The sequence below is a fragment of the Bradyrhizobium sp. SZCCHNR1015 genome, from assembly GCF_032489875.1.
GTDB lineage: Bacteria > Pseudomonadota > Alphaproteobacteria > Rhizobiales > Xanthobacteraceae > Bradyrhizobium.
The window spans coordinates 91,285-117,661 of the sequence record NZ_JAUEYW010000013.1 but is presented as its reverse complement, the minus strand read 5'-3'; the positions used below and the strand labels follow the sequence as shown (position 1 = coordinate 117,661).

At 65.6% G+C, this 26,377-nt stretch carries 30 protein-coding genes; 12 read left to right on the top strand and 18 right to left on the bottom strand.

The features are described from left to right. Positions 1-207: 207 nt before the first annotated feature. Positions 208-927, bottom strand: a complete 720-nt coding sequence (locus QX128_RS22415; RefSeq protein ID WP_316238551.1) for a hypothetical protein — start codon at positions 925-927, stop codon at positions 208-210. A gap of 105 nt (positions 928-1,032) precedes the next feature. Next, on the bottom strand, positions 1,033-2,985 hold the full coding sequence (gene acs, locus QX128_RS22410; protein WP_316238550.1) for an acetate--CoA ligase: 1,953 nt from the start codon (positions 2,983-2,985) through the stop codon (positions 1,033-1,035). Positions 2,986-3,362: 377 nt separating this feature from the next. Here acs and QX128_RS22405 point away from each other — a divergent pair, with 377 nt between their 5' ends. Beyond that, positions 3,363-4,550, top strand: coding sequence for a DNA topoisomerase IB (locus QX128_RS22405; protein WP_316238549.1), 1,188 nt, complete (start codon positions 3,363-3,365; stop codon positions 4,548-4,550). A 12-nt stretch (positions 4,551-4,562) separates the two neighbouring features. Here QX128_RS22405 and QX128_RS22400 read toward each other — a convergent pair whose 3' ends face one another. Then, the gene (locus tag QX128_RS22400) at positions 4,563-4,928 is read right to left on the bottom strand and encodes a hypothetical protein (RefSeq protein WP_316215494.1); all 366 of its coding nucleotides are present in this window, start codon (positions 4,926-4,928) and stop codon (positions 4,563-4,565) included. Between the two features lie 481 nt (positions 4,929-5,409). Here QX128_RS22400 and QX128_RS22395 point away from each other — a divergent pair, with 481 nt between their 5' ends. The 3 genes from QX128_RS22395 (at position 5,410) to QX128_RS22385 (ending at position 7,615) form a co-directional block, all read left to right on the top strand. Further along, positions 5,410-5,964: a fasciclin domain-containing protein gene (locus QX128_RS22395; protein WP_316238548.1), complete on the top strand. Its 555-nt coding sequence runs from the start codon at positions 5,410-5,412 to the stop codon at positions 5,962-5,964. 200 nt (positions 5,965-6,164) lie between these two features. Then, entirely contained in the window at positions 6,165-6,818 is a 654-nt protein-coding gene (locus tag QX128_RS22390) for a cytochrome b/b6 domain-containing protein (protein ID WP_316180275.1), read from the top strand. A gap of 14 nt (positions 6,819-6,832) precedes the next feature. After that, positions 6,833-7,615 carry a molybdopterin-dependent oxidoreductase gene (locus QX128_RS22385; RefSeq protein ID WP_316215495.1) on the top strand — a complete coding sequence of 261 codons (783 nt, stop codon included), beginning with the start codon at positions 6,833-6,835 and terminating at the stop codon, positions 7,613-7,615. 166 nt (positions 7,616-7,781) lie between these two features. On the opposite strand, the gene QX128_RS22380 is transcribed toward QX128_RS22385, so the two are convergent. Continuing rightward, positions 7,782-8,978: a YbfB/YjiJ family MFS transporter gene (locus QX128_RS22380; protein WP_315800748.1), complete on the bottom strand. Its 1,197-nt coding sequence runs from the start codon at positions 8,976-8,978 to the stop codon at positions 7,782-7,784. A 276-nt stretch (positions 8,979-9,254) separates the two neighbouring features. On the opposite strand from QX128_RS22380, the gene leuB reads away from it, so the two are divergent. Then, on the top strand, positions 9,255-10,367 hold the full coding sequence (gene leuB / locus QX128_RS22375) for a 3-isopropylmalate dehydrogenase (protein ID WP_316238547.1): 1,113 nt from the start codon (positions 9,255-9,257) through the stop codon (positions 10,365-10,367). Positions 10,368-11,649: 1,282 nt separating this feature from the next. On the opposite strand, the gene QX128_RS22370 is transcribed toward leuB, so the two are convergent. Then, entirely contained in the window at positions 11,650-12,033 is a 384-nt protein-coding gene (locus tag QX128_RS22370; protein ID WP_316180278.1) for a hypothetical protein, read from the bottom strand. 228 nt (positions 12,034-12,261) lie between these two features. Then, positions 12,262-13,062: a hypothetical protein gene (locus QX128_RS22365; RefSeq protein ID WP_316238546.1), complete on the bottom strand. Its 801-nt coding sequence runs from the start codon at positions 13,060-13,062 to the stop codon at positions 12,262-12,264. Between the two features lie 114 nt (positions 13,063-13,176). Between QX128_RS22365 and QX128_RS22360 the strand changes: the two genes are divergently transcribed. Together QX128_RS22360 and QX128_RS22355 are read left to right on the top strand one after the other, a co-directional pair. Further along, positions 13,177-14,211, top strand: coding sequence for an aspartate-semialdehyde dehydrogenase (locus QX128_RS22360; RefSeq protein WP_316238545.1), 1,035 nt, complete (start codon positions 13,177-13,179; stop codon positions 14,209-14,211). Positions 14,212-14,457: 246 nt separating this feature from the next. Next, a complete protein-coding gene (locus QX128_RS22355; RefSeq protein WP_316238544.1) occupies positions 14,458-15,024 on the top strand; it encodes a TIGR00645 family protein in 567 nt (188 codons plus the stop codon). Positions 15,025-15,090: 66 nt separating this feature from the next. Here QX128_RS22355 and QX128_RS22350 read toward each other — a convergent pair whose 3' ends face one another. After that, complete coding sequence (locus QX128_RS22350) at positions 15,091-15,735, bottom strand: carbonic anhydrase (RefSeq protein WP_316238543.1); 645 nt, start codon at positions 15,733-15,735, stop codon at positions 15,091-15,093. 101 nt (positions 15,736-15,836) lie between these two features. Here QX128_RS22350 and QX128_RS22345 point away from each other — a divergent pair, with 101 nt between their 5' ends. Then, complete coding sequence (locus tag QX128_RS22345) at positions 15,837-16,715, top strand: CoA ester lyase (protein WP_316238542.1); 879 nt, start codon at positions 15,837-15,839, stop codon at positions 16,713-16,715. 4 nt (positions 16,716-16,719) lie between these two features. Here QX128_RS22345 and QX128_RS22340 read toward each other — a convergent pair whose 3' ends face one another. The 5 genes from QX128_RS22340 to QX128_RS22320 all read right to left on the bottom strand — a co-directional run bounded on the left by QX128_RS22340 (position 16,720) and on the right by QX128_RS22320 (position 19,627). Continuing rightward, a complete protein-coding gene (locus tag QX128_RS22340; RefSeq protein WP_315800740.1) occupies positions 16,720-17,091 on the bottom strand; it encodes a cytochrome c in 372 nt (123 codons plus the stop codon). Between the two features lie 34 nt (positions 17,092-17,125). Then, positions 17,126-17,542 (bottom strand): DUF6455 family protein, encoded by a 417-nt coding sequence (locus tag QX128_RS22335; protein ID WP_316238541.1) that lies wholly within the window; start codon positions 17,540-17,542, stop codon positions 17,126-17,128. 111 nt (positions 17,543-17,653) lie between these two features. Continuing rightward, the gene (locus QX128_RS22330; RefSeq protein ID WP_316238540.1) at positions 17,654-18,454 is read right to left on the bottom strand and encodes a hypothetical protein; all 801 of its coding nucleotides are present in this window, start codon (positions 18,452-18,454) and stop codon (positions 17,654-17,656) included. A gap of 81 nt (positions 18,455-18,535) precedes the next feature. Beyond that, a complete protein-coding gene (gene leuD, locus QX128_RS22325; RefSeq protein ID WP_316238539.1) occupies positions 18,536-19,138 on the bottom strand; it encodes a 3-isopropylmalate dehydratase small subunit in 603 nt (200 codons plus the stop codon). 90 nt (positions 19,139-19,228) lie between these two features. After that, positions 19,229-19,627, bottom strand: a complete 399-nt coding sequence (locus QX128_RS22320; protein ID WP_315800736.1) for a metallopeptidase family protein — start codon at positions 19,625-19,627, stop codon at positions 19,229-19,231. A 142-nt stretch (positions 19,628-19,769) separates the two neighbouring features. Here QX128_RS22320 and QX128_RS22315 point away from each other — a divergent pair, with 142 nt between their 5' ends. From QX128_RS22315 to QX128_RS22300, 4 genes are all read left to right on the top strand, one after another. Continuing rightward, positions 19,770-20,078, top strand: coding sequence for a hypothetical protein (locus QX128_RS22315; RefSeq protein ID WP_316238616.1), 309 nt, complete (start codon positions 19,770-19,772; stop codon positions 20,076-20,078). Positions 20,079-20,369: 291 nt separating this feature from the next. Further along, positions 20,370-20,639 carry a hypothetical protein gene (locus QX128_RS22310; protein ID WP_316238538.1) on the top strand — a complete coding sequence of 90 codons (270 nt, stop codon included), beginning with the start codon at positions 20,370-20,372 and terminating at the stop codon, positions 20,637-20,639. A gap of 94 nt (positions 20,640-20,733) precedes the next feature. Next, the gene (locus QX128_RS22305) at positions 20,734-21,009 is read left to right on the top strand and encodes a hypothetical protein (protein WP_316238537.1); all 276 of its coding nucleotides are present in this window, start codon (positions 20,734-20,736) and stop codon (positions 21,007-21,009) included. Positions 21,010-21,312: 303 nt separating this feature from the next. Continuing rightward, positions 21,313-22,005, top strand: a complete 693-nt coding sequence (locus QX128_RS22300) for a hypothetical protein (protein WP_316238536.1) — start codon at positions 21,313-21,315, stop codon at positions 22,003-22,005. Positions 22,006-22,088: 83 nt separating this feature from the next. Here the strand turns inward: QX128_RS22300 and QX128_RS22295 are convergent, their stop codons facing one another. The 6 genes from QX128_RS22295 to trmD all read right to left on the bottom strand — a co-directional run bounded on the left by QX128_RS22295 (position 22,089) and on the right by trmD (position 26,355). Next, positions 22,089-22,304 carry a hypothetical protein gene (locus tag QX128_RS22295; RefSeq protein ID WP_315800731.1) on the bottom strand — a complete coding sequence of 72 codons (216 nt, stop codon included), beginning with the start codon at positions 22,302-22,304 and terminating at the stop codon, positions 22,089-22,091. A 180-nt stretch (positions 22,305-22,484) separates the two neighbouring features. Further along, complete coding sequence (locus tag QX128_RS22290) at positions 22,485-22,697, bottom strand: hypothetical protein (RefSeq protein WP_316180291.1); 213 nt, start codon at positions 22,695-22,697, stop codon at positions 22,485-22,487. Continuing rightward, positions 22,690-23,016, bottom strand: a complete 327-nt coding sequence (locus tag QX128_RS22285) for a hypothetical protein (protein WP_315800729.1) — start codon at positions 23,014-23,016, stop codon at positions 22,690-22,692. The genes QX128_RS22290 and QX128_RS22285 overlap by 8 nt, the downstream gene beginning before the upstream one ends. Positions 23,017-23,274: 258 nt before the next feature. Then, the gene (leuC, locus tag QX128_RS22280) at positions 23,275-24,681 is read right to left on the bottom strand and encodes a 3-isopropylmalate dehydratase large subunit (RefSeq protein WP_316238535.1); all 1,407 of its coding nucleotides are present in this window, start codon (positions 24,679-24,681) and stop codon (positions 23,275-23,277) included. 407 nt (positions 24,682-25,088) lie between these two features. Further along, positions 25,089-25,472, bottom strand: coding sequence for a 50S ribosomal protein L19 (rplS, locus tag QX128_RS22275; protein ID WP_315800727.1), 384 nt, complete (start codon positions 25,470-25,472; stop codon positions 25,089-25,091). A 109-nt stretch (positions 25,473-25,581) separates the two neighbouring features. Beyond that, complete coding sequence (gene trmD, locus QX128_RS22270) at positions 25,582-26,355, bottom strand: tRNA (guanosine(37)-N1)-methyltransferase TrmD (RefSeq protein ID WP_316238534.1); 774 nt, start codon at positions 26,353-26,355, stop codon at positions 25,582-25,584. Positions 26,356-26,377 lie beyond the last annotated feature (22 nt).

The window sequence follows — 26,377 nt, the reverse complement described above, 5'->3', positions numbered from 1 at the left end:
CCGGCCCGATCGCTCCAATCGGCCTCGCCATTCCTCTTCGCCCCATCGCTGCGACCTCCGCTCTTGCGGGAGCACTCGGATGGCTGGAGGAAATGAAAACTTCCTCTGCAAGTAAATGACCTGAAAACAACACTCGGCCGGAATCCGGCCCGCAACACGGATTCGCCGGCGGGGCCAGCGGAGCGAACCCGGCCGGGCACGTGCAATCTATTTGAGGCGGGTGATCGCCGACAGCGCCCGGACGGCGAATGTGCGCGGATGATCGTGGATGTAGTCGGACGTCGCCTGGCGGACGTAGTCGTGCTGGCGCACGTTCGATCCGATGGCCCACAGGGCTGCGGCCGCAACCACCATCCGGCCGCGCTGGGCCGCGTCGTAGCGCTGCTCCAGCGTGTCGTAGATGTCCTTCGGACCGCCGACCATGGCCACCGTGAGACGGGCGGTGTCGAGCGCGATGAGCTCGGACTGATTGGTGATGGAGGCGAAGAAGTCGAGGATCATGCGCACATAGCGGCCGTCGCCTTCAGCGAACGAGGCGCCCCACAGCAGGTCCAGGTCGGTCGGGGTCCTGATCGTGATGTCCTCGAGCCGGGCGGGAGCGCTGCCGAACTGATCCTCCAGCGTGGCGTCGAGGGCGCTGGCGCCGAAACGGCCGCGAAACCTGCCAGCCTCAGCGGCATGTCCCGAGAGCCGGACCGCGGCCAGGAAGGCCGAAGCCGCCTTGCCGTCTACCTCGGGCGGCGCCAGCCGATCGATCCAGTCGGGATGCAGCGCGAAGGACCGCGCCAACAGCCCGGTCACCGGCGGGTAGGCGGTCCAATCCCGCCCTTCCGACTTCAGGGTCGCGAACACGTGGACCAGGCCCTCGATGCGCGGATCCCGGTAGAAGAACGCGACCGAGGTCTTCAGTTCCGGCGACTGCGGCATGAGCTGCGCCGTCGAAGGACCGATCCCGCCCGCCAAAGCGAGGAGAACGCAGCCCAGCCGGGCCGCGTTCTCCAACCGTCTCCTGAGAGGTCCAGCGGACATGCGCTAGGCCTGCTTCTCCTTGCGGTTCTGCCGGTGCTGGACGAGATCATCGACCACGCCGGGATCGGCAAGGGTCGAGGTGTCGCCGAGCGCGCCCGGCTCGTCCTCGGCGATCTTGCGCAGGATGCGGCGCATGATCTTGCCGGAGCGGGTCTTGGGCAGGCCGGGGGCGAACTGGATCTGGTCGGGCGAGGCGATCGGGCCGATCTCCTTGCGCACCCAGGCGACGAGCTCCTTGCGCAGCTCCTCGCTCGGCTGCTCACCGGCCATCAGGGTGACATAGGCGTAGATGCCCTGGCCCTTGATGTCGTGCGGATAGCCGACCACGGCCGCTTCCGAGACCTTGGCGTGCGCGACCAGCGCGCTCTCCACCTCGGCGGTGCCCATGCGGTGGCCGGAGACGTTGATGACGTCATCGACGCGGCCGGTGATCCAGTAATAGCCGTCGGCGTCGCGGCGGCAGCCGTCGCCGGTGAAGTACTTGCCCTTGTAGGTCGAGAAGTAGGTCATCTCGAATCGGGCATGGTCGCCGTAGACCGTGCGCATCTGGCCGGGCCAGGAGCGGGTGAGGCAGAGATTGCCCTCGGTCGCGCCTTCCAGCGTCTTGCCGTCGGCATCGACGATCTCGGGCACGACGCCGAAGAACGGCCGCGTCGCCGAGCCCGGCTTGAGCTTGGTCGCGCCCGGCAGCGGCGTGATCAGGATGCCGCCGGTCTCGGTCTGCCACCAGGTGTCGACGATCGGGCAGCGGTCGTCGCCGACGACGCGGTGATACCACTCCCAGGCTTCCGGATTGATCGGCTCGCCGACCGAGCCGAGCAGGCGCAGAGACGCGCGCGAGGTCTTCTTCACCGGCCCGTCGCCACCCTGCATCAGCGCGCGGATCGCGGTCGGCGCGGTGTAGAAGATGTTGACCTTGTGCTTGTCGATGACGTTCCAGAACCGCGAATTGTCCGGATAGTTCGGCACGCCTTCGAACATCAGCGAGATGGCGCCGTTGGCCAGCGGTCCATAGAGAATGTAGCTGTGGCCGGTGACCCAGCCGACGTCGGCGGTGCACCAGTAGACGTCGCCCTCGTGATAGTCGAACACGTATTGGTGCGTCATCGCGGCGTAGACGAGATAGCCGCCGGTGGTGTGCAGCACGCCCTTGGGCTGGCCGGTCGAGCCCGAGGTGTAGAGGATGAACAGCGGATCCTCCGCATGCATCGGCTCGCACGGGCATTCGGTCGTCACCATCTCCGCGGCCTCGTGGTACCAGAGGTCGCGGCTCGGATTCATCTCGATCTTGCCGCCGGTGCGCTTGACCACGACGACCCAGTCGACATTGTCGACCTTGTTCAGCGCCGCGTCGACATTGGCCTTGAGCGGCACCTTGCGGCCGCCGCGCAGGCCCTCGTCGGCGGTGATGATGATCTTGGAATCGCAGTCCTTGATGCGCTGGGCGAGCGAGTCCGGCGAGAAGCCGGCGAACACCACCGAATGGATGGCGCCGATGCGGGCGCAGGCCAGCATCGCGTAAGCCGCCTCCGGGATCATCGGCAGATAGATGGTGACGCGGTCGCCCTTCTTGACGTTGCGGTTGCGCAGGATGTTGGCCATCCGGCACACCTCGTCGTGCAGCTCGCGATAGGTGATGTGCTTGGACTGCGAGGGGTCGTCGCCCTCCCAGATGATCGCGGTCTGGTCGCCGCGGGTTGCGAGATGGCGGTCGACGCAGTTGTAGGCGGCGTTGAGGACGCCGTCCTCGAACCATTTGATCGAGATGTTGCCGGGGGCGTAGGAGGCGTTCTCGATCTTCGTCGGTGCCTTGACCCAGTCGACGCGCCTGGCCTGCTCGGCCCAGAAGCCGTTGGGGTCCTTGATCGAGCGCGCGTACATCTCCTGGTACTTCGCGTCGTCGACAAAGGCGCGTTTCGCCCATTCGGCCGGAACGTCGTAGATCTTCTCGGACATTTCACACCCTCCACATGCGGCCCGCCGTGGTCCGGCGCAGGCCATCGTTGTTCCCACTATGCGTCCGCGTAACCGGCGGCGACAAGGCAAGACAAGTAGGACCTTCGGCGGGGAGGCGGTCTGCGCAGGATCAAAGAATTGTGCGCGGAGGTTGAGCGCGCCGGTCACACTTCGGAGGTCGCTACAGTCTGCAGCATCAAGGTTACCCGGAATCCGGGCGCGCACCGGTATTTTGCAACCGTTCTGCTCAAAATTAGGGACTCGCTATCCGGCCCGTCACGCCCTAAATCGCCTTGAAGCTGTGGATAACCCGGCCGGAACCAAACCGGACTCCGGGGCATTGAGCGGATGAAAACGACGGCAGGGCGTCTAAAGCAATGATGGACCAGCAGAATTTCGAGAGCCCGCGGGTCGGCCCGGCCGATGCCGATGTCGCGCTCGCGAAGGCGCTGGGCCAGTGGCCGCCCAAGCCGCCGCGCCGCAAGCTGACCTTGAAGGATCTCGCCCACGCCAAGACCGCCGACGCGCAAGGCAACGCCAAGACCTCGGTCGAGGAACTCGCCAGGCGCATCGGGCTGAAGCTCGGCGACCAGACCGCGCTGACCATCCGCCGCATCAGGCGGGGCAAGAGCTATACCTTCATCCGCGCCAACGGCACCCCGATCCGCCACGCCGGCACCATTCGCCGCCTGCATGCGATGGCGGTGCCGCCGGCCTATCGCGAGGTGCGCTACGCCCCCGATCCGAACCTCCATCTGCAGGCGGTGGGTGTCGACGCCGCCGGCCGGCTGCAATATCGCTATCACGCCGATTGGGAGAAGGTGCGCGAGCATCGCAAGGCGCATCGTCTCGCCAAGCTGGTCGGCGCGCTGCCGCGCATCCGCCGCGCGGTGTCGAAACATCTCGCCGGCGACGAGCCGACGCGCGAGTTCGCGCTGGCGGCCGTGATCGAGCTGATCGCGCGCACCGCGATCCGTCCCGGCAACGAATCCTATGCGCGGCTCAACGGCACGCGCGGCGCCACCACATTGTTGAAGTCGAACGTCACGCTCGAGGATGACTCCCTGGTGCTGACCTTCAAGGCCAAGGGCGGCAAGGCGGTGCGCAAGGAATGCGACGCCGCCAAGCTGGTGCGGGCCGTCGGCATCCTGCGCGGCGTCCCCGGCCGCCGCATGTTCCAATACCGCGACGCCCAGGGCGTGGTGCGCGCGGTCTCGACCACGCAGGTCAACGCGTTCCTGCGCGAGATCGCCGGCATCAAGATCTCGCTGAAGGATTTCCGCACGCTGATGGCCTCGGCCGTCGCCCTGGAGACCTTGTCGCGAATCACGCCCGCGGCGAGCGCGCGCGGCCGCAAGAAGCAGATCCTGGAAGCGATCCGCGCCGCCGCCGACGAGCTCACCAACACGCCGGCGATCTGCCGCAAGAGCTACGTGCACGACACCATCGTCACGGCGTTCGAGGACGGCATCCTCGAACGCTTCGCCGCCACCATGAAGGGCCAGCGCTCGCAGACGCGGCGCGAGCAGTTGCTGGCGCAAGTGGTGACGGCGGTCTCCGCCTGACGCCTCAAACGATCAAGCCTGGCACCGCGGCCCGATCTTCGCCGAGGCGAGGAAGCGCGCGATCGGGTCGAGTTGCTTGCACGACGCCGCCGACGTCTTCACGGGCTGCGGATTGCGCTTGGCCGGCCGCAGCACAGCGGCTTTGCCGGACGCCTTCGCCCGGCGCGCCGGCGACCCGCTACGCCCTTCCGCCCGCACGGCCCGCGAGACCAGTGGCAGATAGACGTCCTCGTTGTACTCGATCGGCTGTGTCGCGAAGCTGCGATCCGTCTCGCTCAGCGTATCAACGCCCGGAATGGGCTCGCGGATCAGCGACGAGGTCGTGTCGCTCATGTCGCCGGGCGTCGCCGCGGCGAGCACCATCTTCGTTGCAAGCAAGCAGCAGATTATCACGAGGCAGAACCCCGCAATCCAGATCGTTCTGTTCACTGTAGGAAACCCCCGCCGATCGCGCCGGACAGTGCGGGACATCCCCTTCCCGCAGCCGGCGCCGTGCCGACCAATCAACCTTAAGAAAGTCTTACTCGCAATATTTTCGGCAGGTTCGGCCGGGCTCGGCTCGCATTGTAGTTAATGGCGGCGATGATCGGTCATCGGCCTCGGCCAATGACCGACAGAGAGCTGATCAGTTCGCAGCAGGCTGCGACATTGCGGCGCAGATCTCGTTCAATGAGTCGGCGAGACGATCTCGATCGCCGCAGGTTTCACGGATCACGTTAAATTATGCGCCGAAACTCGCTTCCGGACGCGGCGTAGCTCGGCCCGACACGACGCGAGAGCAACAGCGCTCTCCAACGCATCGATGTCGCAGTCGAACTCATCGTGCGGCGCTGCCGCCGTCTTCATTAGGGAGCTACCCATGTCCAAGCGCATTGCCTTCCTCGCTGCCGCCGCCTTCAGCGCGCTGTCGCTGACCTCGATCGTCGTCGCACCCGCGCACGCCGAGGAGAAGACCGTGATGGTCGGGGGCGCGGCGATGTATCCGTCGAAGAACATCATGCAGAACGCGGTCAACTCGAAGGATCATACGACGCTGGTCGCCGCGGTGAAGGCCGCCGGCCTCGTGCAGACGCTGGAAGGCAAGGGACCGTTCACGGTGTTCGCGCCGACCAACACCGCGTTCGGCAAGCTGCCGGCCGGCACCGTCGACAGCCTCGTCAAGCCGGAGAACAAGGCGACGCTGACCAAGATCCTCACCTATCACGTCGTGCCCGGCAAGCTCGAGGCGTCCGACCTGAAGGACGGCCAGATGCTGAAGACGGTCGAGGGCGAGCAGCTCACCGTCAAGCGCGAGGGCAAGAACGTCATGATCGTCGACGCCAAGGGCGGCACCTCGATGGTGACGATCCCGAACGTCAACCAGTCGAACGGCGTCATCCACGTGGTCGACACCGTGCTGATGCCGGCGTCCTGAGGCCCGGCGTGACACCGGACACATCCGTTTCTTCCTCCTCCTCGCGGATGTGACCAGGAGCGAGCCGGGCCCACCCCGGCTCGCTTTTTTGTGAACGCCATAGTTTTCACGTATCGATTTGATCGGTGCCGGAGCGTAACGGGGCCCGCCGAGCCGGCGTATAATGACCGTGACGAATGCAAGCGACGGAGCCGACCGCCATGACGAGCGCCACCACCAGCGCCCCCTCGACCCTCGCGGCGACCGGGGGACCTGCAACTGGAGTCGCGACCAAGGTCATTCAGCCGGCCTGGGTGCGCGTCATGCATTGGATCAACGCCGTCGCGATGATCATGATGATCATGTCGGGCTGGCAGATCTACAACGCCTCTCCGCTGTTCGACTTCCGCTTCGACCGCAGCTTCACGCTCGGCGGCTGGCTCGGCGGCGCGCTGCTGTGGCACTTCGCGGCGATGTGGCTGCTGATGCTGAACGGGCTCGCTTATCTCGTCACCGGTCTCGCCACCGGCCGGTTCCGCCGCAAGCTGCTGCCGGTCTCGCCGGCGTCCGTCATCGCCGACCTCAAGGCCGCGCTGACCTTCAAGCTCGCCCATGACGACCTCACCGCCTACAACGCGGTGCAGAAGCTGCTCTATCTCGGCATCATCGGCGTCGGCATCGTCGTCGTGCTCACCGGCCTGTCGATGTGGAAGCCGGTCCAGCTGCACTGGCTGGTCAGCCTGTTCGGCGACTATCCGGCCGCGCGCTACGTCCATTTCGTCTGCATGGCGCTGATCTGCGCCTTCCTGGTGATCCACATCCTGCTCGCGCTGCTGGTGCCGAAGAGCCTGCGCGCGATGATCATCGGTCGCTGAGAGGAGAGAGTATCATGGCCAAGCGTCCGTTCCTCATTCCCGGCGTCGACAAGCGGCTCCTGATCAAGGACTCGTTGAAGGTGATGCCCGACCTCACCCGGCGCCGCTTCCTCACCGGCGGCGCCAGCCTGGGCGCGCTGACCCTGCTCACCGGCTGCGACGTCGTCGACGGCGACACGGCGGAGGAGCTGCTCAAGAAGGTGTCGAAGTTCAACGACGCCGTGCAGGCCTGGATGTTCAATCCGGACGCGCTGGCGCCGACCTTTCCGGAGAGCGCGATCACCAAGCCGTTCCCGTTCAATGCCTACTACACGCTCGACGAGGCGCCGGAGATCGATGCCGCTGACTGGAAGCTCGAGGTGCGCGGCCTCGTCGACAACAAGAAGTCGTGGACGCTGGACGAGCTGCATGCGCTGCCGCAGGTGACGCAGATCACGCGTCATATCTGCGTCGAGGGCTGGAGCGCGATCGGCTCCTGGACCGGCACGCCCTTGCGCGACTTCCTCAAGCTGATCGGCGCGGATATCAGCGCGAAATATGTCTGGTTCAACTGCGCCGACAAGGACGGCTACAATTCGCCCTTGGACATGCGCACCGCGCTGCATCCGCAGACCCAGATGACCTTCAAGTTCGCCGACCAGATCCTGCCGCGCGCCTACGGCTACCCGATGAAGATCCGCGTCCCCACCAAGCTCGGCTTCAAGAACCCGAAATACGTCGTCGCGATGGAAATCACCAACGACTACAAGGGCGGCTATTGGGAGGATCAGGGGTACAATTCGTTCAGCGGGAGCTGATCGTCGGTCCGCTTGAGGCCGAGCTGCGCGCGACACACTCCGCTGTCGTCCCGGCGAACGCCGGGACCCATAACCACAGGGGGGTATGAGGCAGGCAACTGGCAGCCGCATCCCTCGATAGCTTCCGCGGTATGGGTCCCGGCGTTCGCCGGGACGACACCGTGAGCTAGGTGCGGTCGGAGCGCTTCAACTTGCCTTGCATCGCCGCCATCACCGCTCCCAGCAGCAACAAGGCCGCCGATACGTTCAGCGCATAGGTCAAACTCCCCATCGCATCGGTGATCGCGCCGACGGCGAAGGGTCCGAGCGTCTGGCCGACGCCGAACGAGATGGTCAGCGCGGCGATCGCGCCCGGCCAGGCGCTCTGCGGCAGGTTGAAGCGCACGAAGGCGGTGGTGGCCGTGGTCACGGTCGAAAAGGCGATGCCGAACACAGCGGCCGACAGCGTCAGCATGACAGGCGAATGGCTGAGCGAGGGCAGGGCGGCGCCGATCGCGTTGATGGTGAGGATGAGGGCGGTGGGCCAGCCGCCGCGGTCGAGCGCCAGCACGCGCCGCCACACCCAGGGCGTGGTGAAGCCGGCGAGGCCAATGAGACACCAGAAGCCTGATTGCGCCGCGGCGCCGCCGCCGAGATCGCGCACATACGCGATCATGAAGGTGAGATAGGCGATATAGCCGGCGCCGTAGAGGAAGTAGCCGAACAGATAGATCGCCATCGGCCGCAGCGAGACGCGGTCGGTGCGGGTCTCCGCCGTGGCGGCGTTCGCCGGGAGCCGCATCGCGAGCAGCGGCCCGATCAGCACCGCGCCGACCGCGGCGAGCACGGCCCATACGATCCACCATGAGCCGGGCCCGAAGGCCTGCAGCACGAAGGGGGCGATCAGGCCGGAGATGACGATGCCGAGCGGCGGCCCGGCATAGAACAGGCTCAGCACGAAGCTCGCCTGCGCCGGCCGCGCCAGGGCGACCCGCGCCGCCAGCGCGCCGCCGGCCACCAGCGCGACGCCGGCGCCGATGCCGGTCACGAGCCGCGCCAGGCTGAGCGCGATGAAGTCACCGGTCATGGCGCACACCACGAGCGAGGCCAGCGCCGCCAGCGTTCCGCCGCGCACTGCGGCCAGGCCGCCGTAGCGCCGGGCCAGCTGCGCGGCGATCAGCGCGCCGATGAGATAGCCGGCGGCGTTGACCGTGTTCATGAAGCCGGCCGCCGAGTATGACCAATGCAGGCTGTCCCGCATGTCCGGCAGCACCAGCGCGTAGGCGAAGCGGCCGATGCCGAGACCGATGATCGGACCCAGCGACAGCGTGAGGTTGGTCAACGCCGGGTGGGCCGGTGTCGGGTCGGATGGGGAGGCTGGCAAGACATGCTCCGGCGCGGCGATCGGCCGGCAATTCATGCTATTCGGCCGCGATTTTCGCGCACATTACCGCCCGCCTCGCCGCGACAGAAGTGGTGCGCCGGCAATGGTGGCTTGCCAACGGCGCAGGAGGGCTTTAGCACTCCGCCGTTTTGAGAGATCCCGTCATTGCCGGGCGCCTGCTTTCGATCCGCTCGAGGCAGACCGGCAATCCAGCCATCCCAAGGATGGATGCCCGCGCAATGCCCCGGCATGACAAGCCCCGTGAGGACAACGACCATGGCGACCCAGAAGCTCCTTTTGCTGCCCGGCGACGGCATCGGCCCCGAAGTGATGGCCGAGGTGAAGCGCCTGATCGGCTGGCTCAACGCCAAGGGACTGGCCTCGTTCGAGACCGAGGACGGCCTGGTCGGCGGCGCCGCCTATGACGCTCATGGCGCCTCGATCTCGGAAGCCGACATGGACAAGGCCAAGGCGGCCGACGCCATCATCTTCGGCGCCGTCGGCGGTCCGAAATGGGATGGCGTTCCCTACGAGGTGCGTCCCGAGGCGGGCCTGCTCCGCCTGCGCAAGGATCTCGGCCTGTTCGCCAATCTGCGTCCCGCCGTGTGCTATCCGGCGCTCGCCGATGCCTCCAGCCTGAAGCGCGAGATCGTCGAGGGCCTCGACATCATGATCGTGCGCGAGCTCACCGGCGGCGTGTATTTCGGCGAGCCAAAGACCATCACCGATCTCGGCAACGGTCAGAAGCGCGCGATCGATACCCAGGTCTACGACACCTATGAGATCGAGCGCATCGCCCGCGTCGCCTTCGACCTCGCGCGTAAGCGCAAGAACAAGGTGACGTCGATGGAGAAGCGCAACGTCATGAAGTCGGGCGTGCTCTGGAACGAGGTCGTCACCGCGGTCCACAATCGCGAGTACAAGGACGTCACGCTCGAGCACCAGCTCGCCGATTCCGGCGGCATGAACCTGGTGAAATACCCGAAGATGTTCGACGTCATCGTCACCGACAATCTGTTCGGCGACATGCTGTCGGACATCGCGGCGATGCTGACCGGATCGCTCGGCATGCTGCCGTCCGCCTCGCTCGGCGAGGTCGACGCCAAGACCCACAAGCGCCGCGCGCTGTACGAGCCGGTGCACGGCTCGGCGCCGGATATCGCCGGCAAGGGTCTCGCCAACCCGATCGCGATGCTGACCTCGTTCGGCATGGCGCTGCGCTACTCCTTCGACATGGGCGCGCTCGCCGACAAGCTCGACGCCGCCATCGCCGCCGTGCTGGCCTCGGGTCTGCGCACCGCCGACATCAAGGCCGAGGGCTCGACGCCCGCTTCGACTACGCAGATGGGCGAGGCGATCATCAAGGAGCTGGAGAAGCTGACGGCGTAGTCGGGAGCGGATGCTCCTTCGAGCCGAGCTCTCACCCCGCTGACAGTCTGCTCCCCTCCCCCTTGCGGGGAGGGGTCGGGGGTGGGGGTCCCCACCCAGTGAGCCCGCTCGGGGCATCGTCATTCTTCCAACTCGCAACCGTTCGTCGTCACCTCGATGCGCTTCTCCCGAAGCGCATGCCGTGCGCCTTCACGCGGACTCATCAGGCAGCGTCGCCCGGAGACCCCCACCCCCGACCCCTCCCCGCAAGGGGGAGGGGAGGACACTGTCGCCGGGGTGAGCTCGATCAACTCATTAGTTCGGTCTCGAATCGACTGCTCGCGAGGCGCATGCCGGCCCGCCCGTCGGGCAAATCAGTTCGTCATTTTGCGCGATCCATCTCGATCGGCAGCCGCGAACAAGCATCGTTCATCCCGGAATCCCTCGCGCCGAAAAACTCATTTCCCCCGCGCGATCAACCTGATGCGTTGATCCAGCCTGCTGACGCCAAAAATTTCGCTTTCGTCTTTCCAGAATCCGTGTTCCTCTCCCCTCGTCCCGTCTCGCTTGCAAGGGGCGTTTCGCGATCGTCACGAGGCGTGAGGCGGGGATGCGGTGGCCGCGAGGGCTCGCAGCATGTCCTTGGGCATGCGGACGAACGAGGCTCTTGCGGACGTGAAGCTGCGTGGTCCTGGCGCCCCGATGCTGGCGCCAAGTCGGAAGGGCGATGATCCCGACGACGACGGTGGCTAACAGGCCGGACACCGGGGAGAGCGCAGAGTAAGCGTGAAAACCATCGCGCAGGGAAGGCCGGGTCGGTCCGGCTGTACCTGTGGTTCCTGCCCCGTGCATTCTTTCCGCACGGGGGCCACGGGCCTCAGCCGAGGCTCGGCCTTCCCTGCGCCCTTGCTTCCGATGAGGGCGGAATCGATCGCAATACTCGGACGCGAAAGCGGGCGCGAGGATGAACAATCGTGCCAAATATTCCGTTGTCTTCCCCGCAAACGCGGGGAGCCATCCTCGCCGACGCCGATGCGAGGCACGCTGGAGCGACGCAATGAGGCGCCAACGGCCGCCGGTGGCTATGGATCCCGGCGTTCGCCGGGATGACACTGAACGGAAGGTGGCAGATGCGGGCTCGCGGATGGCGTTCAATGTGTCAGCCATGTCCCCGAACGCCCGTAAGCCATCTGTCCGAACGGTCGCCCGCGGCGCATGACGGAGAGAGGTTCATGGCGACCACCCCAGAAACCAGAAAGGCCGGGCGGGGCCCGGCCTTGATGATCAGATGACGCGGTCGTCCTCAGTAGGGAATCGGAATCCGGGTCGGGTAGCCACCGAGATCGGACGGCGCCATCAGCGGCTGGCGGTCGATCGGGCGGTTCAGGTTTTCGCGGGCGAACGACGGATAGCCGACGGCCGGCGGGAAGGCGTAATCCGAGAACTTGCGGTCGCCCGGGAGAACCTCGGTGCCGCCGTCGAGGAAGGAGCGGCGGGTGATGTAGATGCGGGTCCGCGGGCCGGACTGGTAGGAATAGTTCGGATTGCCGCTGCTATAGGTGGTCGTGACGCGACGCTTCGCGGGGGCGGCATCGGCCGAGGTGACGGCAAGAGACGTGACGGCAAGACCGGTCGCGGCGATCACCGCCAAGGCCATGACCCGGGTCGCAGCAGAAAATTCAATCATCACGTCCTCTTCCTCGCGCCAAAAGGGGCGGGCGCTCGCCATGCGCATGATTTGGCTCGCACAATATCTGGGTCGGCTGTGGCATCACAAGGTCATTCCCGCGGCCGCACCGAAGATAAATTCCCGCTGTGGCGGGAAAGTTGCATCAAAATCCGTCACTTGGCTGCCGATGCGGACGCCCGAATGGGGCGCGGTCACGCCCAGCAACATCCGGACGCAGGCGGAGATTCACAGCGCGCCGCGCAGCCTCGGATTGGCGGTCGACGTCACCCAATCGGGGCTGCCGGTGGCGACGGCGGGTTCGTCGCAGCCGCCGCGCCGCTGATCGGACCCCGTGAACAGCTGGCTCAGGGCCCGGTGCCGGTCGGGCGCCAGCAGGGTCAGCCGGTTGAGCATGCAGCCGACCATGGCGCGGCGCGCCGGCATCGTCACGCCCTGGCACGACCAGCCGGAGATCCGCAAGCTCGGCTCGGCGATGGTCTTGAGAAAGCCGAGGCAGGCCCCGGCGCCCTCGGGCGCCCCGGCCCGGCGCACCAGGCCGACTGGGCCGAACCGGCTGTCGATCACGCCCGCGGTCTCGAGTTCGGAGGCGGTGCTGCGCCCCATCCGGACCGCGAGATCGGCCCGCGGATCACGCCTGGCATCGCGCTCCGATCCGAACCGGTAGACCTCGAGCTCGGCAGTCGGCCGATCGGCGGGCTCGCCCCAGCGCAGCACGTCCTTGCGGCCGCCTTCGGGGTGGGTGAGCACGGTATAGGTGGCGGTCCTGTCGGGCTGGTCGGTGAGGCGGAGCGAGAACGCCGGCACTGCGGCGTCGGCCAAGGTCCAGCCGGCGCGGCCGGGCGTGTCATCGCCGCGGTCGAGATGGTTCCAGCCGGCCACGCCGAGCATGGCGATCAGCGCCAGAGCCCCCACATAGGCGAACAGGCGCGCAAAGGTGCTGCAGACCTCGTCCGCGAAGCTCTTGAGCCCTTGCAGGACGGACCCGGATCGGGGCGCTGCGGCTGTTCTGGCCGAATTGGACTGCATCGAATGCGAGACGTCGTGGTAACGTTGTGTCAGGGACGTTTCTCGCATAGAAGCGCTGCCGCTTCGGTTTCCGCTGAGATGCGCGGCCGGCCTTATTTCTTCGGAGAGTGAACGATGGGTTACAAAGTCGCAGTGGTCGGCGCGACCGGCAATGTCGGACGGGAAATGCTCAATATTCTCGACGAGCGCCAATTCCCCGCCGACGAGGTCGTGGCGCTGGCCTCACGCCGCAGCGTCGGCGTCGAGGTGTCCTATGGCGACCGCACGCTGAAGGTCAAAGCGCTCGAGCACTACGATTTTGCCGATGTCGACATCTGCCTGATGTCGGCCGGTGGCTCGGTGTCGAAGGAGTGGTCGCCCAAGATCGGCGCCGCCGGCGCGGTCGTCATCGACAACTCGTCGGCCTGGCGCATGGATCCCGACGTGCCGCTGATTGTGCCGGAGGTGAATGCCGACGCCGCCGCCGGCTTCAACAAGAAGAACATCATCGCCAATCCGAACTGCTCGACCGCCCAGCTCGTGGTCGCGTTGAAGCCGCTGCATGACAAGGCGAAGATCACGCGCGTCGTGGTGTCGACCTATCAGTCGGTGTCCGGCGCCGGCAAGGATGCGATGGACGAATTGTTCTCGCAGACCAAGGCCGTCTACACCAACGACGAGCTGATCAACAACAAGTTCCCCAAGCGCATCGCCTTCAACGTCATTCCGCAGATCGACGTCTTCATGGAAGACGGCTTCACCAAGGAAGAGTGGAAGATGATGGCGGAGACCAAGAAGATCCTGGATCCGAAGATCAAGCTGACCGCGACCTGCGTGCGCGTGCCGGTGTTCGTCGGCCACTCCGAAGCCGTCAACGTCGAGTTCGAGAATCCGATCACGGCGGACGAGGCCCGCAACATCCTGCGCAACGCGCCGGGCTGTCTCGTGATCGACAAGCACGAGCCGGGCGGCTACGTGACGCCTTATGAGGCGGCCGGCGAGGACGCGACCTATATCAGCCGCATCCGCGAGGACGGCACGGTCGAGAACGGCCTCGCCTTCTGGTGCGTGTCCGACAATCTGCGCAAGGGCGCGGCGCTGAACGCGATCCAGATCGCGGAAGTGCTGATCAACCGCAAGCTGATCACCGCCAAGAAGAAGGCGGCCTAATAGACGCACGGTGCGCCGTCGCCCCGGTAAGCGTCATGGCCGTCGCATATGACAATGGAAGTCTGGGGATCGTCTGTCTCTAAGTCGTCATGGCCGGGCTTGTCCCGGCCATCCACGTCGTTCGGCATGTTGAGGACCACGTGGATGCCCGGGACAAGCCCGGGCATGACGGAGTCACTAATCAGAAGGGTCGTTCGCGGGCGAGACCTGGTGGGATGACCGAGCCGATTCGGGGTGGGGTCGAAATTGGCTGAGAGCAGCAAGACCGAGCCGGCAGCGGCGCAAGCCCCGGTGTCGGCGAAGCACGCGCCGGGTCCGCTCGAGCGCGGGCTTGAAGGCTTCCTGTTCAAGAGCCGCTGGCTGATGGCGCCGTTCTATGTCGGCCTCGTCGTCAGCCTCGTCGTGCTGCTGTTCAAGTTCGTGCTGCTGCTGTGGGAGAATATCGTTCATCTGCCGTCCGCCAGGGAGAGCGACATCATCCTCGGCGTGCTCAGCCTGATCGACGTCTGCCTGACCGGCAATCTGGTGCTGATCGTGGTGTTCTCCGGCTATGAGAACTTCGTCTCGCGCATCGATCCCGGCGGCCATCCCGACTGGCCGGAATGGATGACCAAGGTCGACTTCGCCGGCCTGAAGCAGAAGCTGCTCGCCTCGATCGTCGCGATCTCGGCGATCCAGCTGTTGAAGGCGTTCATGAATCTCGACGCCGGCTACGACTCGACCAAGCTCGCCTGGCTGGTCGGCGTGCATATGACCTTCGTGGTGTCGACCCTGATGCTGGCGCTGTCGGACCGCTGGTCGGGCGACCATTGATGGGCGGCGAATAGCGAGGCGCGCATGGCGAATAGGGCAGGTGAACTACTCGCTGTTCCCCATTCGCTATTCGCCAGCGCGCGCGCTCTTGAATTCCTTGGTGGACTTGTCGAGCACGAACAGCGAGCCCTCGGCGACGCCGAAATAGGCGCCATGGAGCTGAAGGTCTCCCGCCTCGACGCGGCTGCGCACGAACGGGAAGGTCATCAGGTTCTCGAGGCTGCGGAACACCGCGGCCTTCTCGATCCGGGTGACGAAGTCCTGGAAACTCTCATGCGTGCGCTGCTCGACGACCTCGCCGGGCTTGATGAACATCGACATCCAGCGGCCGATGAAGTCGCCGGGCGACAGCGGCGCGGCCTTGTCGACGAAGGCGCGGATGCCGCCGCACTGGGCATGGCCCAGGATGACGATGTGCTTCACCTTCAGCACGGTGACGGCATATTCCAGCGCCGCCGACACGCCGTGCGCGTTGGCGTCCGGCTGATAGATCGGCACCAGGTTGGCGATGTTGCGCAGCACGAACAATTCGCCGGGACCGACGTCGAAGATGACCTCGGGCGAGACGCGCGAGTCGCAGCAGCCGATCACCATCACCTCGGGCGACTGGCCGCGCTCCGAGAGCTCGAGGTAACGGCTCTGTTCGGTCGGCAGGCGTTGGGTGGTGAAGGCGCGGTAGCCTTCGAGCAGGCGTTGCGGAAACGAGATCATGGACCCTGCCTAAACACATGCGGCTTCCGGGAACAAGCCTTTCGGGCCGGCTCCCGAAATGGTATCGCGGGCCGCGCCGATAAACCAAGGGAAACGCCGCAATGATCCGCCCGCGCCGCAGTCTTCTGTTCATGCCCGGCTCCAATGCGCGCGCGCTGGAGAAGGGGCGGAACCTGCCGGCCGACGGGCTGATCCTCGATCTCGAGGATTCGGTGGCGCCGGACGCCAAGGCGGCCGCCCGCGACCAGATCGCCAAGGCGGTTGCGGCCGACGGCTACGGCAAGCGGGAGCTGCTGATCCGGATCAACAGCCTGGATACGGCGTGGTGGAGCGACGACGTCGCCATGGCCGGGCAAGCGGCGACCGACGGCATCCTGGTTCCCAAGGTCTCGACCGTCGAGGACCTCCGCCTGGTCACGGATCGGCTGGCCGAGGTCGGGGCCGATCCGGCGCTGAAGGTATGGGCGATGATCGAGACGGCGCGTGCCGTGCTCGATGCCGATCTGCTCGCGGCCACCGTGCACGAGGACGGCTCGCGACTCGCCGGCTTCGTATTCGGGCCCAACGACATCTCGCGTGAGACCCGCATCCGCATGCTGCCGGGCCGCTCCACGATGCTGCCGATGATCAGCCATTGCATCCTGGCGACGCGCGCCCATGGGCTGGAGATCCTGGACGGGCCTTACAGCGATTTCGCCAACACCGACGGCTTCGCGCAGGAATGCATCCAGGCTCGCGATCTCGGCTTCGACGGCAAGACACTGATCCATCCCGGCCAGATCGACGCCTGCAACGCGATCTTCACCCCGCCGGCCGACGAGGTCGCTGCGGCACGCAAGATCATCGCCGCGTTCGAGTTGCCGGAGAATGCCTCGCGCGGCGCGATCCAGATCGAGGGCCGCATGGTCGAGCGGCTGCATGCCGAGATGGCGCGGCGCACGATCGCGATCGCCGACGCGATCGCGGCGGCGGCGAAGTGAGGCGTCAGATGCGGCGGAGGCTGAGGATGTAGTTGACGAGGTCGCCGCGCTGCTCGGCTGTCAGGATGACGTTCGGCATCGTCGGGTGGCTGCTCTGCAGGAACACCTTGAGCGACAGCTCGGTCGTCGACGGCATGTTGGCGACCGCCACGAAATCGGGGGCGGTCGTGGTCTGGGCTCTCGCCCCGCTGGCGTCGATGGCGTGGCAGGTGCTGCACCAGGCCTCCGCCAGCTTGCGTCCCGCCTGCACGCTGTCGGCGGCCGGCGTCACCCCGCCGGCATTGTGCAGCCGGATCAGCAGCATCGCGCCGAGCGCGAGCAGGATCGCGGCGCCGACATGGAGCCAGGTGTTGCGGTGCAGATTCGGCAGGCTCATCGCATTGCTCCGCTGGATGGGAGGGAGACGGCGATCAGTGCTTGACCGCGGCGCTGCCCAGGCGGTCGATGGTCGGGGCGTTGAGGCAGTACTCCTCGTAGTGCTCGGCGCTCGTGCCGGCGGCAAGATCGCGATGGCAGCGCGGCTTGTCCTTGCACATGGCGCAGACGCGCTCCATGTCGCGCAGCACCAGCGGCTCGGCGCGCCCCAGCGCGGCCTCGTCGATGCCGAGCGCCTTCAGCATCTGCGGCAGCTCGTCGGCGGCATGCTCGCCATGTCGGACGAGCTCGTCGAGATCGGCCGGCGTGACCTGCAGGTCCATCGCTATGCGCTCGAAATCGTCGCGGTCGAGCTGCCGGAGCTCGCTCAGCTCTCGCCGGTGCCGGAGCCATTGCGCGAACGTATCGATCAGGAACTGAACCCGCGGATAGGGCTTGGCGTCTACGGTCATGACACGTCTCCGATGATTGACCGCAATCAATCACCGGGTTGCCGCGTGGACGTTGCGGTAGATCAAGCAGCAAATCGGCTCTGCGCCGGCCGCAAAGCTGCCCGGCGACGGTCAGCGCGAGGCAAATCGTTCGGCCGCCCACGCATACAGGCTGCCGGGGATCGGCGCCTCGCCGCCGCGACCCTTCGGCGAGATGTGCAGGCCGATGATCTGGGGATCAGCGATCAACCCGGAGAAGTCGGACGGATCGAAGAACGCCTTCGGCTCGGCATGCACCGTGTAGAAGCTGCGCTTCGGCAGCGCATGGCGCAGCGAGCCATGGCGGCGGCCGAGCGCCGTCAGCGCGGCCGGGCCGAAGATGGCGACGCGGATGTCCGACAGGCGGTCGGAGCCGCCGCGCAGGCGGCGCAGCGCAAAGGTGAGGCGGTGACGCAGCGACAGCCAGTTCGGCGTCAGCTCGTCCTGCGCCATCAGCGCGGTGAATTCGGCGACGATCGGATCCTCCGGCGGCAGGTAGAGCACGGAATTGCCGAGCTGCCGCGGCCGCTCCCAGGCGAAGTAGGGCAGAGCCGGATCAATCTCGACCGGCCTGAGCAGCAGCACGTCGGCATCGAGCCAGAGGCCGGCGCGTTGTGCCATCAGCCGCATCCGGAAGAAGTCGCTGAACTGCAAGGTGGTCCAATCGCGCCAGCTGCCGTCAGGCTGCGGCGGCCTGAGACGTTCGGAGAATGCGTAAGGAAGGATCGCCTCGGCCTCGGCATTGCCGACCCCGTCGGGCAGGCCGGGCAGCGGATCGAAGCTGTAGACCGTGACCTTGTGGCCGGCCGCGAGCTGCGACCGCAGGCAGGTCTGGCGCAGCCGGTCGAGCGGCCCCCGCCAGAAGGTCACGACCTCGGGCACTACACGCGTCAACGGCGGACCTGCTGGGCTGCTCTCGAAACAAGGCCCCGGACGAGGTCCGGGGCCCGCGAACTCACCATCCCTCAGCGGGCCTCAGGCCCAGGCGCGCTCGGCCAGCTTGGCCTCATAGCTGTCGATCGAGGCCTTCTTTTCCAGCGTCAGGCCGATGTCGTCGAGCCCGTTGAGCAGGCAATGCTTGCGGAACGGGTCGATGTCAAACTTGACGGTGCCGCCGTCGGGGCCGCGGATCTCCTGCTTGGCGAGGTCGACCGTCAGGGTCGCGTTGGCACCACGCTCGGCGTCGTCGAACAGCTTGTCGAGATCGGCCTGCGATACGCGGATCGGCAGAATGCCGTTCTTGAAGCAGTTGTTGTAGAAGATGTCGCCGAACGAGGTCGAGATCACGCAGCGGATGCCGTAATCGAGCAGCGCCCAGGGGGCGTGCTCACGGCTCGAGCCGCAGCCGAAATTGTCGCCGGCGACCAGGATCTTGGCGTTGCGGTACGCCGGCTGGTTGAGCACGAAATCCGGGTTCTCGCTGCCGTCGTCCTTGTAGCGCTGCTCCGAGAACAGGCCCTTGCCGAGGCCGGTGCGCTTGATGGTCTTCAGGTACTGCTTGGGGATGATCATGTCGGTGTCGACATTGATGATCTTCAGCGGCGCGGCGACGCCTTCCAGCGTGGTGAACTTGTCCATCGGGGCACCTTCGAGAATACGGGCAGGCCGCTGTTTAGCCCGAACGGCAGGACGGATAAAGTCAAAATCCCGGTGCTATCGGCGGGATCGTCAGTCGACGGACGCCTCGATCGCCTCCATGTCGTCGTCGGACATTCCGAAATGATGGCCGATCTCGTGGATCAGGACATGGCGGACGATGTGGCCGAGGCTCTCGTCGTGCTCGGCCCAGTAGTCGAGGATCGGTCGGCGATAGAGCCAGATCATGTTGGGCAGGCGCGGCAGGTCGTCATTGCTGCGAAACGGCAGTCCCGTGCCCTGAAACAGGCCGAGCAGGTCGAACTCGCTTTCGGCCTGCATCTCGTCGAGCACCTCCTCGGTCGGAAAGTCGTCGACCCGGATGACGACGCCCTCGCACATCCTGCGAAAATGCTCGGGCAGACGCTCGAACATCTCGTGCGCCATGACTTCCATGTCGGCGAGCGAGGGGGCTTTCAGATCTGTCCACATTGCCGCCTTCTAGCCCGGCTTTGATCATCTTGCATCTTGGTTCTATGACATGTGTGGCGGAGCTGGTTGACGCAGGGGATGAAACCGGCGACCGTGACGCGCGAACTGGGGGGTTGAGGGACAGATGAGGCAGATGTCGATGGTGCTGGCCGGAGCGGTGCTGGCTGCGGCGGTCGTGGTCTCGATCTCGGCGGCGGCGCGAGCGGAGGAGGCCGCCGGCGCGCGCGGCGCCGTGCAGAGTGAGGCGAGCACGGATCTTTCCGCGCAGCGCCGGCAACGACGAATCCAGATCTATCCGCGCTACGAGGGTCATTGGCAGCCCGACGTGGTGCCGCGCTTCAATCCGGGTCCGAACGCAGTTCGTGTATGCGATGCCACCTATGTTCCGGAGCATCGGCCGAGCGGCACCGTGATCGTGCCGCATATGAGTTGCGTCTGGCGACGCGGCTGACTCCTGAATCCCGCGCACGGATCGGCTCGGCAAGCGCGCGCATGATTCGGTCGCGATCGATCGCGACGTTGCCCTGATGTTACCGTCCGGACACGGTGCCGATATGTCGCGCACCGCGGCGGAACCACGCGCGACATTTCGGCATTCTGCTCCTGCGCAGGTCTTCATGTCCCATTCACGTCGCTCGTTCGAGACTGATCTGCGTCGCGCTGCTGCGGCCGCCATTCAGGCAACTGACAAGGCGGAATGTACGGAGCCGGACGTGATGTCAGGCGATCGAGGGAGAAGTTCATGACTGTGATGAAGCTGTTGGGCATCGCGGCGGTTGGCGCCGTCCTGGCGATGGCCGCTCCGGCCGAACGCGCGCAGGCGCTGTCGCTGATCAATCCGGGCGCCGCGACGGCGGTGCAGGAGGGCACGGCGCAGGAGACCACCCAGGCGCATTGGCACGGCCGCCGCCACTGGCATCCGCGGCGCCACTATTATCCGCGGCATTACTATCATCCGCGGCATCACTGGCGGCCGCATCACTACGGATATCGCCATCACGGCCGCTGGTAACCCGCGCTTTCCAGTCCCTGGAGACAATGACCGAAATCAAACAGGCCCGCTTTGCGGGCCTGTACGTTGATGGGGGCTGGCAACGAGGTTCGCCATGAAACCATCAGTCAACAGAACCTGGTTCGGGATCAGCATTGTCACGGTGGCGATGCTGCTCGCAAGTTCCGCCGCCACCTCTCCTGTCGCCGCAGCTCCCGCCGTTACGCAGGCGCGTCAGACCGTCACGGATGCTGGCCCGCGCCGGCAGGGTCGCCGATCGAAGCCCGTGGTGGCGACGGCAGAGGTGCCGCATTATCTCGACCGTCCCACGGACTACACGCCAGCCTATCCGCCGGGACCCTTGGTTCTGTTCACGCCGTTCTACGATTGAGGCCGTGTCCGCAAGGCGCGTTGCGTTTCCTGCGTGTGGTTAGTTGCGAAGTCCCCGCACGAGCAGCACGTGAGCCGTTGTGCCGTCATCCGTGATCCTGAGTTGCAGGACGACGTAGAGGCTCCCGTGCATCTCCTTCGCCGCGACGCCACGCCGCAGATGCGCGTGCAACGTGCATCATTCATGCCGCATTCACGTCGCTATCTCTACGTTCATGATGGGGGTGCGCGAATCCACCGATCGGACGACCAGCATCGGCGCTGCATGGGTCCATCGTTGCACAGCATTCAGGGAGAAGGGACCATGATGAGGATGAAGGACCAGCGTGCTGGTCTTGCTCGTCGCCTCAGTCTTGCGGCGGCCACACTGTTTGTCTTGGCGGGCGCGTCCGGACGGCCTGCGCTTGCGATGTCGCCGGTGAGTCCCGGTGCCGGCTCCGCCACGCAGACACCTTCGGACGTGTTGGCCGTTCAGGTCCGAGGCCCCGGTGGCGGCGGGCATCCCGGCGGTGGTGGATTCCACGGTGGGGGCGGTGGCGGCTTCCACGGCGGTCCGGCGTTCCACGGCGGAGGCGGTGGCCCGGCGTTCCATGGCGGCGGCGCCATGTTCAGGGGTGGCGGCGGCAGTCCCGCGTTTCATGGGGGAGGACATGCCTTCGGCGGTGGTGGCCCGCGTCCGGCCTTCCACGGTGGTGGCCCGGCATTCCATGGCGGATTCGGTCCGCGGCCGGTGTTCCATGGCGGTGGCTATCATTATCGTCCGCACTACGCCTACCGGCCGTACTTCCACCATCACCGCCGTCATTTCTACGGCTACCGCAGCTACTACACGCCGATTTATACGACGGGCTACTACTATCCCTACCGTCGCTGCCGCGTCGTCTGGACCCATTACGGGCCACGCCGCATCTGCCACTACCGGCATTGGCGGGGTCATCACTGGCGCCATCATCACCGATGGCATCATCGCCACCGCCACCACTGGCGCTACTACTGATCGTGCTTGAAGTTCGACAAAACAGGAAGGGCGCCCAACGGCGCCCTTCTCTCATTTCAGGGGGATGGAGTGAGGCGCGACAGTCAGAGCCAGTCCTTGAACTGCCAGTTCTTCACGCTCAGCTTCCACGGCACCAGCGTCTCGATGCGCCATTTGGCAAAGCGGCCGGGCGGCCAGTTCGACAACCGCCGCTCCTCCTTCGGAGCCTCCGGCTGGGCGATGATCTTGGCGGGCGGTGTCTTGCGGCGCTGGCGTGTCGCATCGCGGATGAGGTCGACGTATTCCGGCTTGTCGGCCATGTCAGGCTCCTCGGCACGTTCCTCTGCAGACGCGGCGCGTCCGGTGGTAGGATTTTGCGCCCGCGGTCCTAAGAAAGTATTGCCGAACTGCCAAGACTTCACTGAAGATTCGTACCGATCATCACGTCGTGCGCCAGAGCGGATCGTCAGAAGCAACCGACCTCACGATCACTGCGAATGTCAGGACTTTGCTTTCTTCGAGGCCAGTTGCATCCGGCTGGTCAGATCGGCTTTCTCCATCAGCTGCTTCTTGGCTTCCAATTGAGTCTTGCTCGCGAGCGCTGCCTTCTCGCTGAGTTGGCGCTTGGCTTCCAACTGATGTTTCGCAACGGCTTCGGCTTTGCTCGCAAGCTGCTTCTTGGCCTCAAGTTGCATTGATGCAGGATCAGACATTGTCGTGCTCCTTCGCAAGTCCGGGGATATGAATTTTTACGAAGTCGACTTGTTCATCCGTAAGCCCATCGAAAAGACGTTCGGCGGTCAGGTCTTCGGCTGTGAGTTGGCAATCCTTGGTAAGGCTGGGGTCCTTGCCTTGTGCAGCAAGGTCGACTTGATGTTCAAAGCCAGCCTGGCAGAGCTTGGAAAGCGCGCAGGTGATGCAATCGCTGCGATCCCGTCGCGCGCTCAAATAGCTCTTCTCTGCGATGCAGAACTCGTCGAAGTCAGGGCCGTCGTAAGGATTTTGAGGATCGACATTGAATGGATGAATCATACGATTCTCCCGCCCGACGGCGCCTGACCGATCAAATCATAAGAGACCTGTCTTCGAATTGCAACCTTGAAGAGTGCAGTCAGTAAACCGCTCGCACCGCAGCAGGTCGACGATCAGTTCGAAATAAATGGCCGGACATCCCGACGTTTCCGGCGCAAAGTTGAAGGCGTCGGCAGGCATAACAAAGGCGACGTTCGTTGACACGAACGTCGCCTTTTGAAGTCGAGCAACGCAGAAAGCGATGACCGGGCGGCTTGATCAGCGCCAGTCGCGCACGTCGACGAAGTGTCCGGCGATCGCAGCCGCCGCGGCCATCGCGGGTGACACCAGGTGGGTGCGGCCCTTGAAGCCCTGGCGGCCTTCGAAGTTGCGGTTCGAGGTCGAGGCGCAGCGCTCTTCCGGCGCCAGCTTGTCCGGGTTCATGGCAAGGCACATCGAGCAGCCCGGCTCGCGCCATTCGAAGCCGGCCTTGATGAAGATCTTGTCGAGGCCCTCGGCCTCGGCCTGCTCCTTGACGATGCCCGAGCCCGGGACGACCATCGCGTTGACGTGGCCGCTGACGGTCTTGCCTTCGGCGATCTTGGCTGCGGCGCGGAGATCCTCGATGCGGCCGTTGGTGCAGGAGCCGATGAAAACGCGGTCGAGCTTGATGTCGGTGATCTTCGTGCCCGCGGTCAGGCCCATGTACTTCAGCGCGCGATGCTTGGAGATGCGCTTGGCCTCGTCTGCGATCTTGTCCGGATCGGGCACCACGCCGGTCACCGAGATCACGTCCTCGGGCGAGGTGCCCCAGGTCACGATCGGCGGCAGCTTGGCGGCGTCGAGCCGGAGCTCATGGTCGAAATGCGCGCCGTCGTCGGAGCGCAGCGTCTCCCAGTAGCGCATCGCTGCGTCCCAGGCGGCGCCCTGCGGCGCCTTGGGACGGCCGCGCAGGAAGTCGAACGCCTTCTGGTCGGGCGCGACCAGACCGGCGCGCGCGCCGCCCTCGATCGACATGTTGCAGACGGTCATGCGGCCTTCCATCGACAGCGCGCGGATCGCCTCGCCAGCGTATTCCAGCACGTAGCCGGTACCTCCCGCGGTGCCGATCTCGCCGATGATGGCGAGGATGATGTCCTTGCCCGTCACGCCGTCCGGCAGCTTGCCGTCGACGGTGACGCGCATGTTCTTCGCCTTCTTCTGGATCAGCGTCTGTGTCGCCAGCACGTGCTCGACCTCGGAGGTGCCGATGCCGTGCGCCAGGGCGCCGAACGCGCCATGCGTCGAGGTGTGGCTGTCACCGCAGACGATCGTGGTGCCGGGCAGCGTAAAACCCTGCTCGGGGCCGATGACGTGGACGATGCCCTGGCGGCGGTCGAATTCGTTGTAATATTCGATGCCGAATTCCTTGGCGTTCTCCGCCAGCGCCTTGATCTGCTCGATGCTCTCCGGATCCGGATTCGGCTTGGAACGGTCGGTGGTCGGCACGTTGTGGTCGACGACCGCGAGCGTCTTCTCCGGCGCATGCACCTTGCGCCCGGTGGCGCGCAGGCCTTCGAACGCTTGCGGCGACGTCACCTCGTGCACCAGGTGGCGGTCGATGTAGAGCAGGCAGGTGCCGTCCTCGGCTTCGTGCACCAGATGGTCGTTCCAGATCTTGTCGTACAGGGTGGTCGGCTTCGACATGAGCGAATGCTCCCGGGAATTTAAGGTTTGAGACACGACGCGTGACGGGCACGCGCGAACAATCAGGAAGAGGCGCTGCGGCTTACAGCGCGCGCCTAAGCTCGGACGTCGCAGACGTCGCGAACCTTCCGAAGAACCGCCCGGGCAGCCGGCTATGATCGTCGATGACGACGCGGCGGCAGGCCATGCTGGTGCGATCTAGAACCATTTCAGGGCGATATATAGCACGCGGGCAAGGGAGTGCGAGATGCGTTTGCGCCCGCCGTCATTGCGAGCGAAGCGAAGCAATCCAGGGCTGAGCGAGGACTCTGGATTGCTTCGTCGCTCCGCTCCTCGCAATGACGGTGCCCAAAACAAAAAAGCGCGGGACCAGCCCGCGCTCTTCGTCAATCCATGGGAAGCAACGATTACTCGTTCACCGCGGCCTGCTGGCGGTCCTGCTTCTCGACGATGCGGGCCGACTTGCCGCGCAGCTGGCGCAGGTAATACAGCTTGGCGCGACGCACCTTGCCGCGGCGCACGACCTTGATCGAGTCGATCATCGGGGAGAGGATCGGGAACACGCGCTCCACGCCCTCGCCGTAGGAGATCTTGCGGACGGTGAAGCTCTCGTTGATGCCGCCGCCGGACCGGCCGATGCAGACGCCTTCATAGGCCTGCACGCGCGTGCGCTCGCCTTCGACCACCTTCACGTTGACGATCACGGTGTCGCCCGGGCCGAACTCCGGAATGGTCTTGTTGGCGGACAGCTTGTCGAACTGCTCTTTTTCGAGCTGCTGAATCAGGTTCACGGGTAAATCTCCATCGGCGGCGCGCCCAGCCGGGTCACGCGGGGGCTGCGCTTGTTCCTGCCGTCACTTGCGGAATTGGGCGCTCCTATAAGCCAAAGCGCGAGGCTTGTCACCCGTCTGTCGTGCTTTTTGGCGCTTTTTGGCTGGTCCTGCTTTGTTCCAGGGTCTGGCGCACCTGCCATTCGGCCCACAGATCCGGCCGCCGCGCTTGCGTGAGCGCCTCGGCCTGCGCGCGCCGCCACGCCGCGACCTTGGCGTGATCGCCCGAGGTGAGCACATCCGGAATGGGACGGCCCTCGAACAGCTGCGGGCGAGTGTATTGCGGGTACTCCAGTAGGCCGTCGGAGAAGCTCTCGTCAGTGGCGGATTCGAGCTTGCCCATCACACCGGGCAGCAGTCGCACGCAGGCGTCGATCAGCACCAGCGCGGCGATCTCGCCGCCCGACAGCACATAATCTCCGATCGAGACCTCGATCAGCTCGCGCGCGTCGATGACGCGCTGGTCGATGCCTTCGAAACGGCCGCAAACGATCAGCGGGCCGGGACCGTCGGCAAGCTCGCGGACGAAGGCCTGGGTCAAGGGCCGACCGCGCGGGCTCATCAGCAGCTTCGGCCGTTCGGGTGCAACGGCGGCGGCATCGATCGCGGCGGCCAGCACGTCCGCGCGCAGCACCATTCCCGGGCCGCCTCCAGCCGGCGTATCATCGACACTCCGGTGCTTGTCGGTCGCCGAGGCCCGGATGTCGCGCGCCTCCAGCGTCCAAATGCCGCCAGCCAAGGCTCGGCCGGCCAGGCTCACGCCCAGCGGCCCGGGAAACATCTCCGGAAACAGCGTCAGCACAGTCGCGCGCCAGGGCGCGGTCGGAGAGGGCGAAGTGGTCATGGCGCTCTGTTACGGCAGCGGC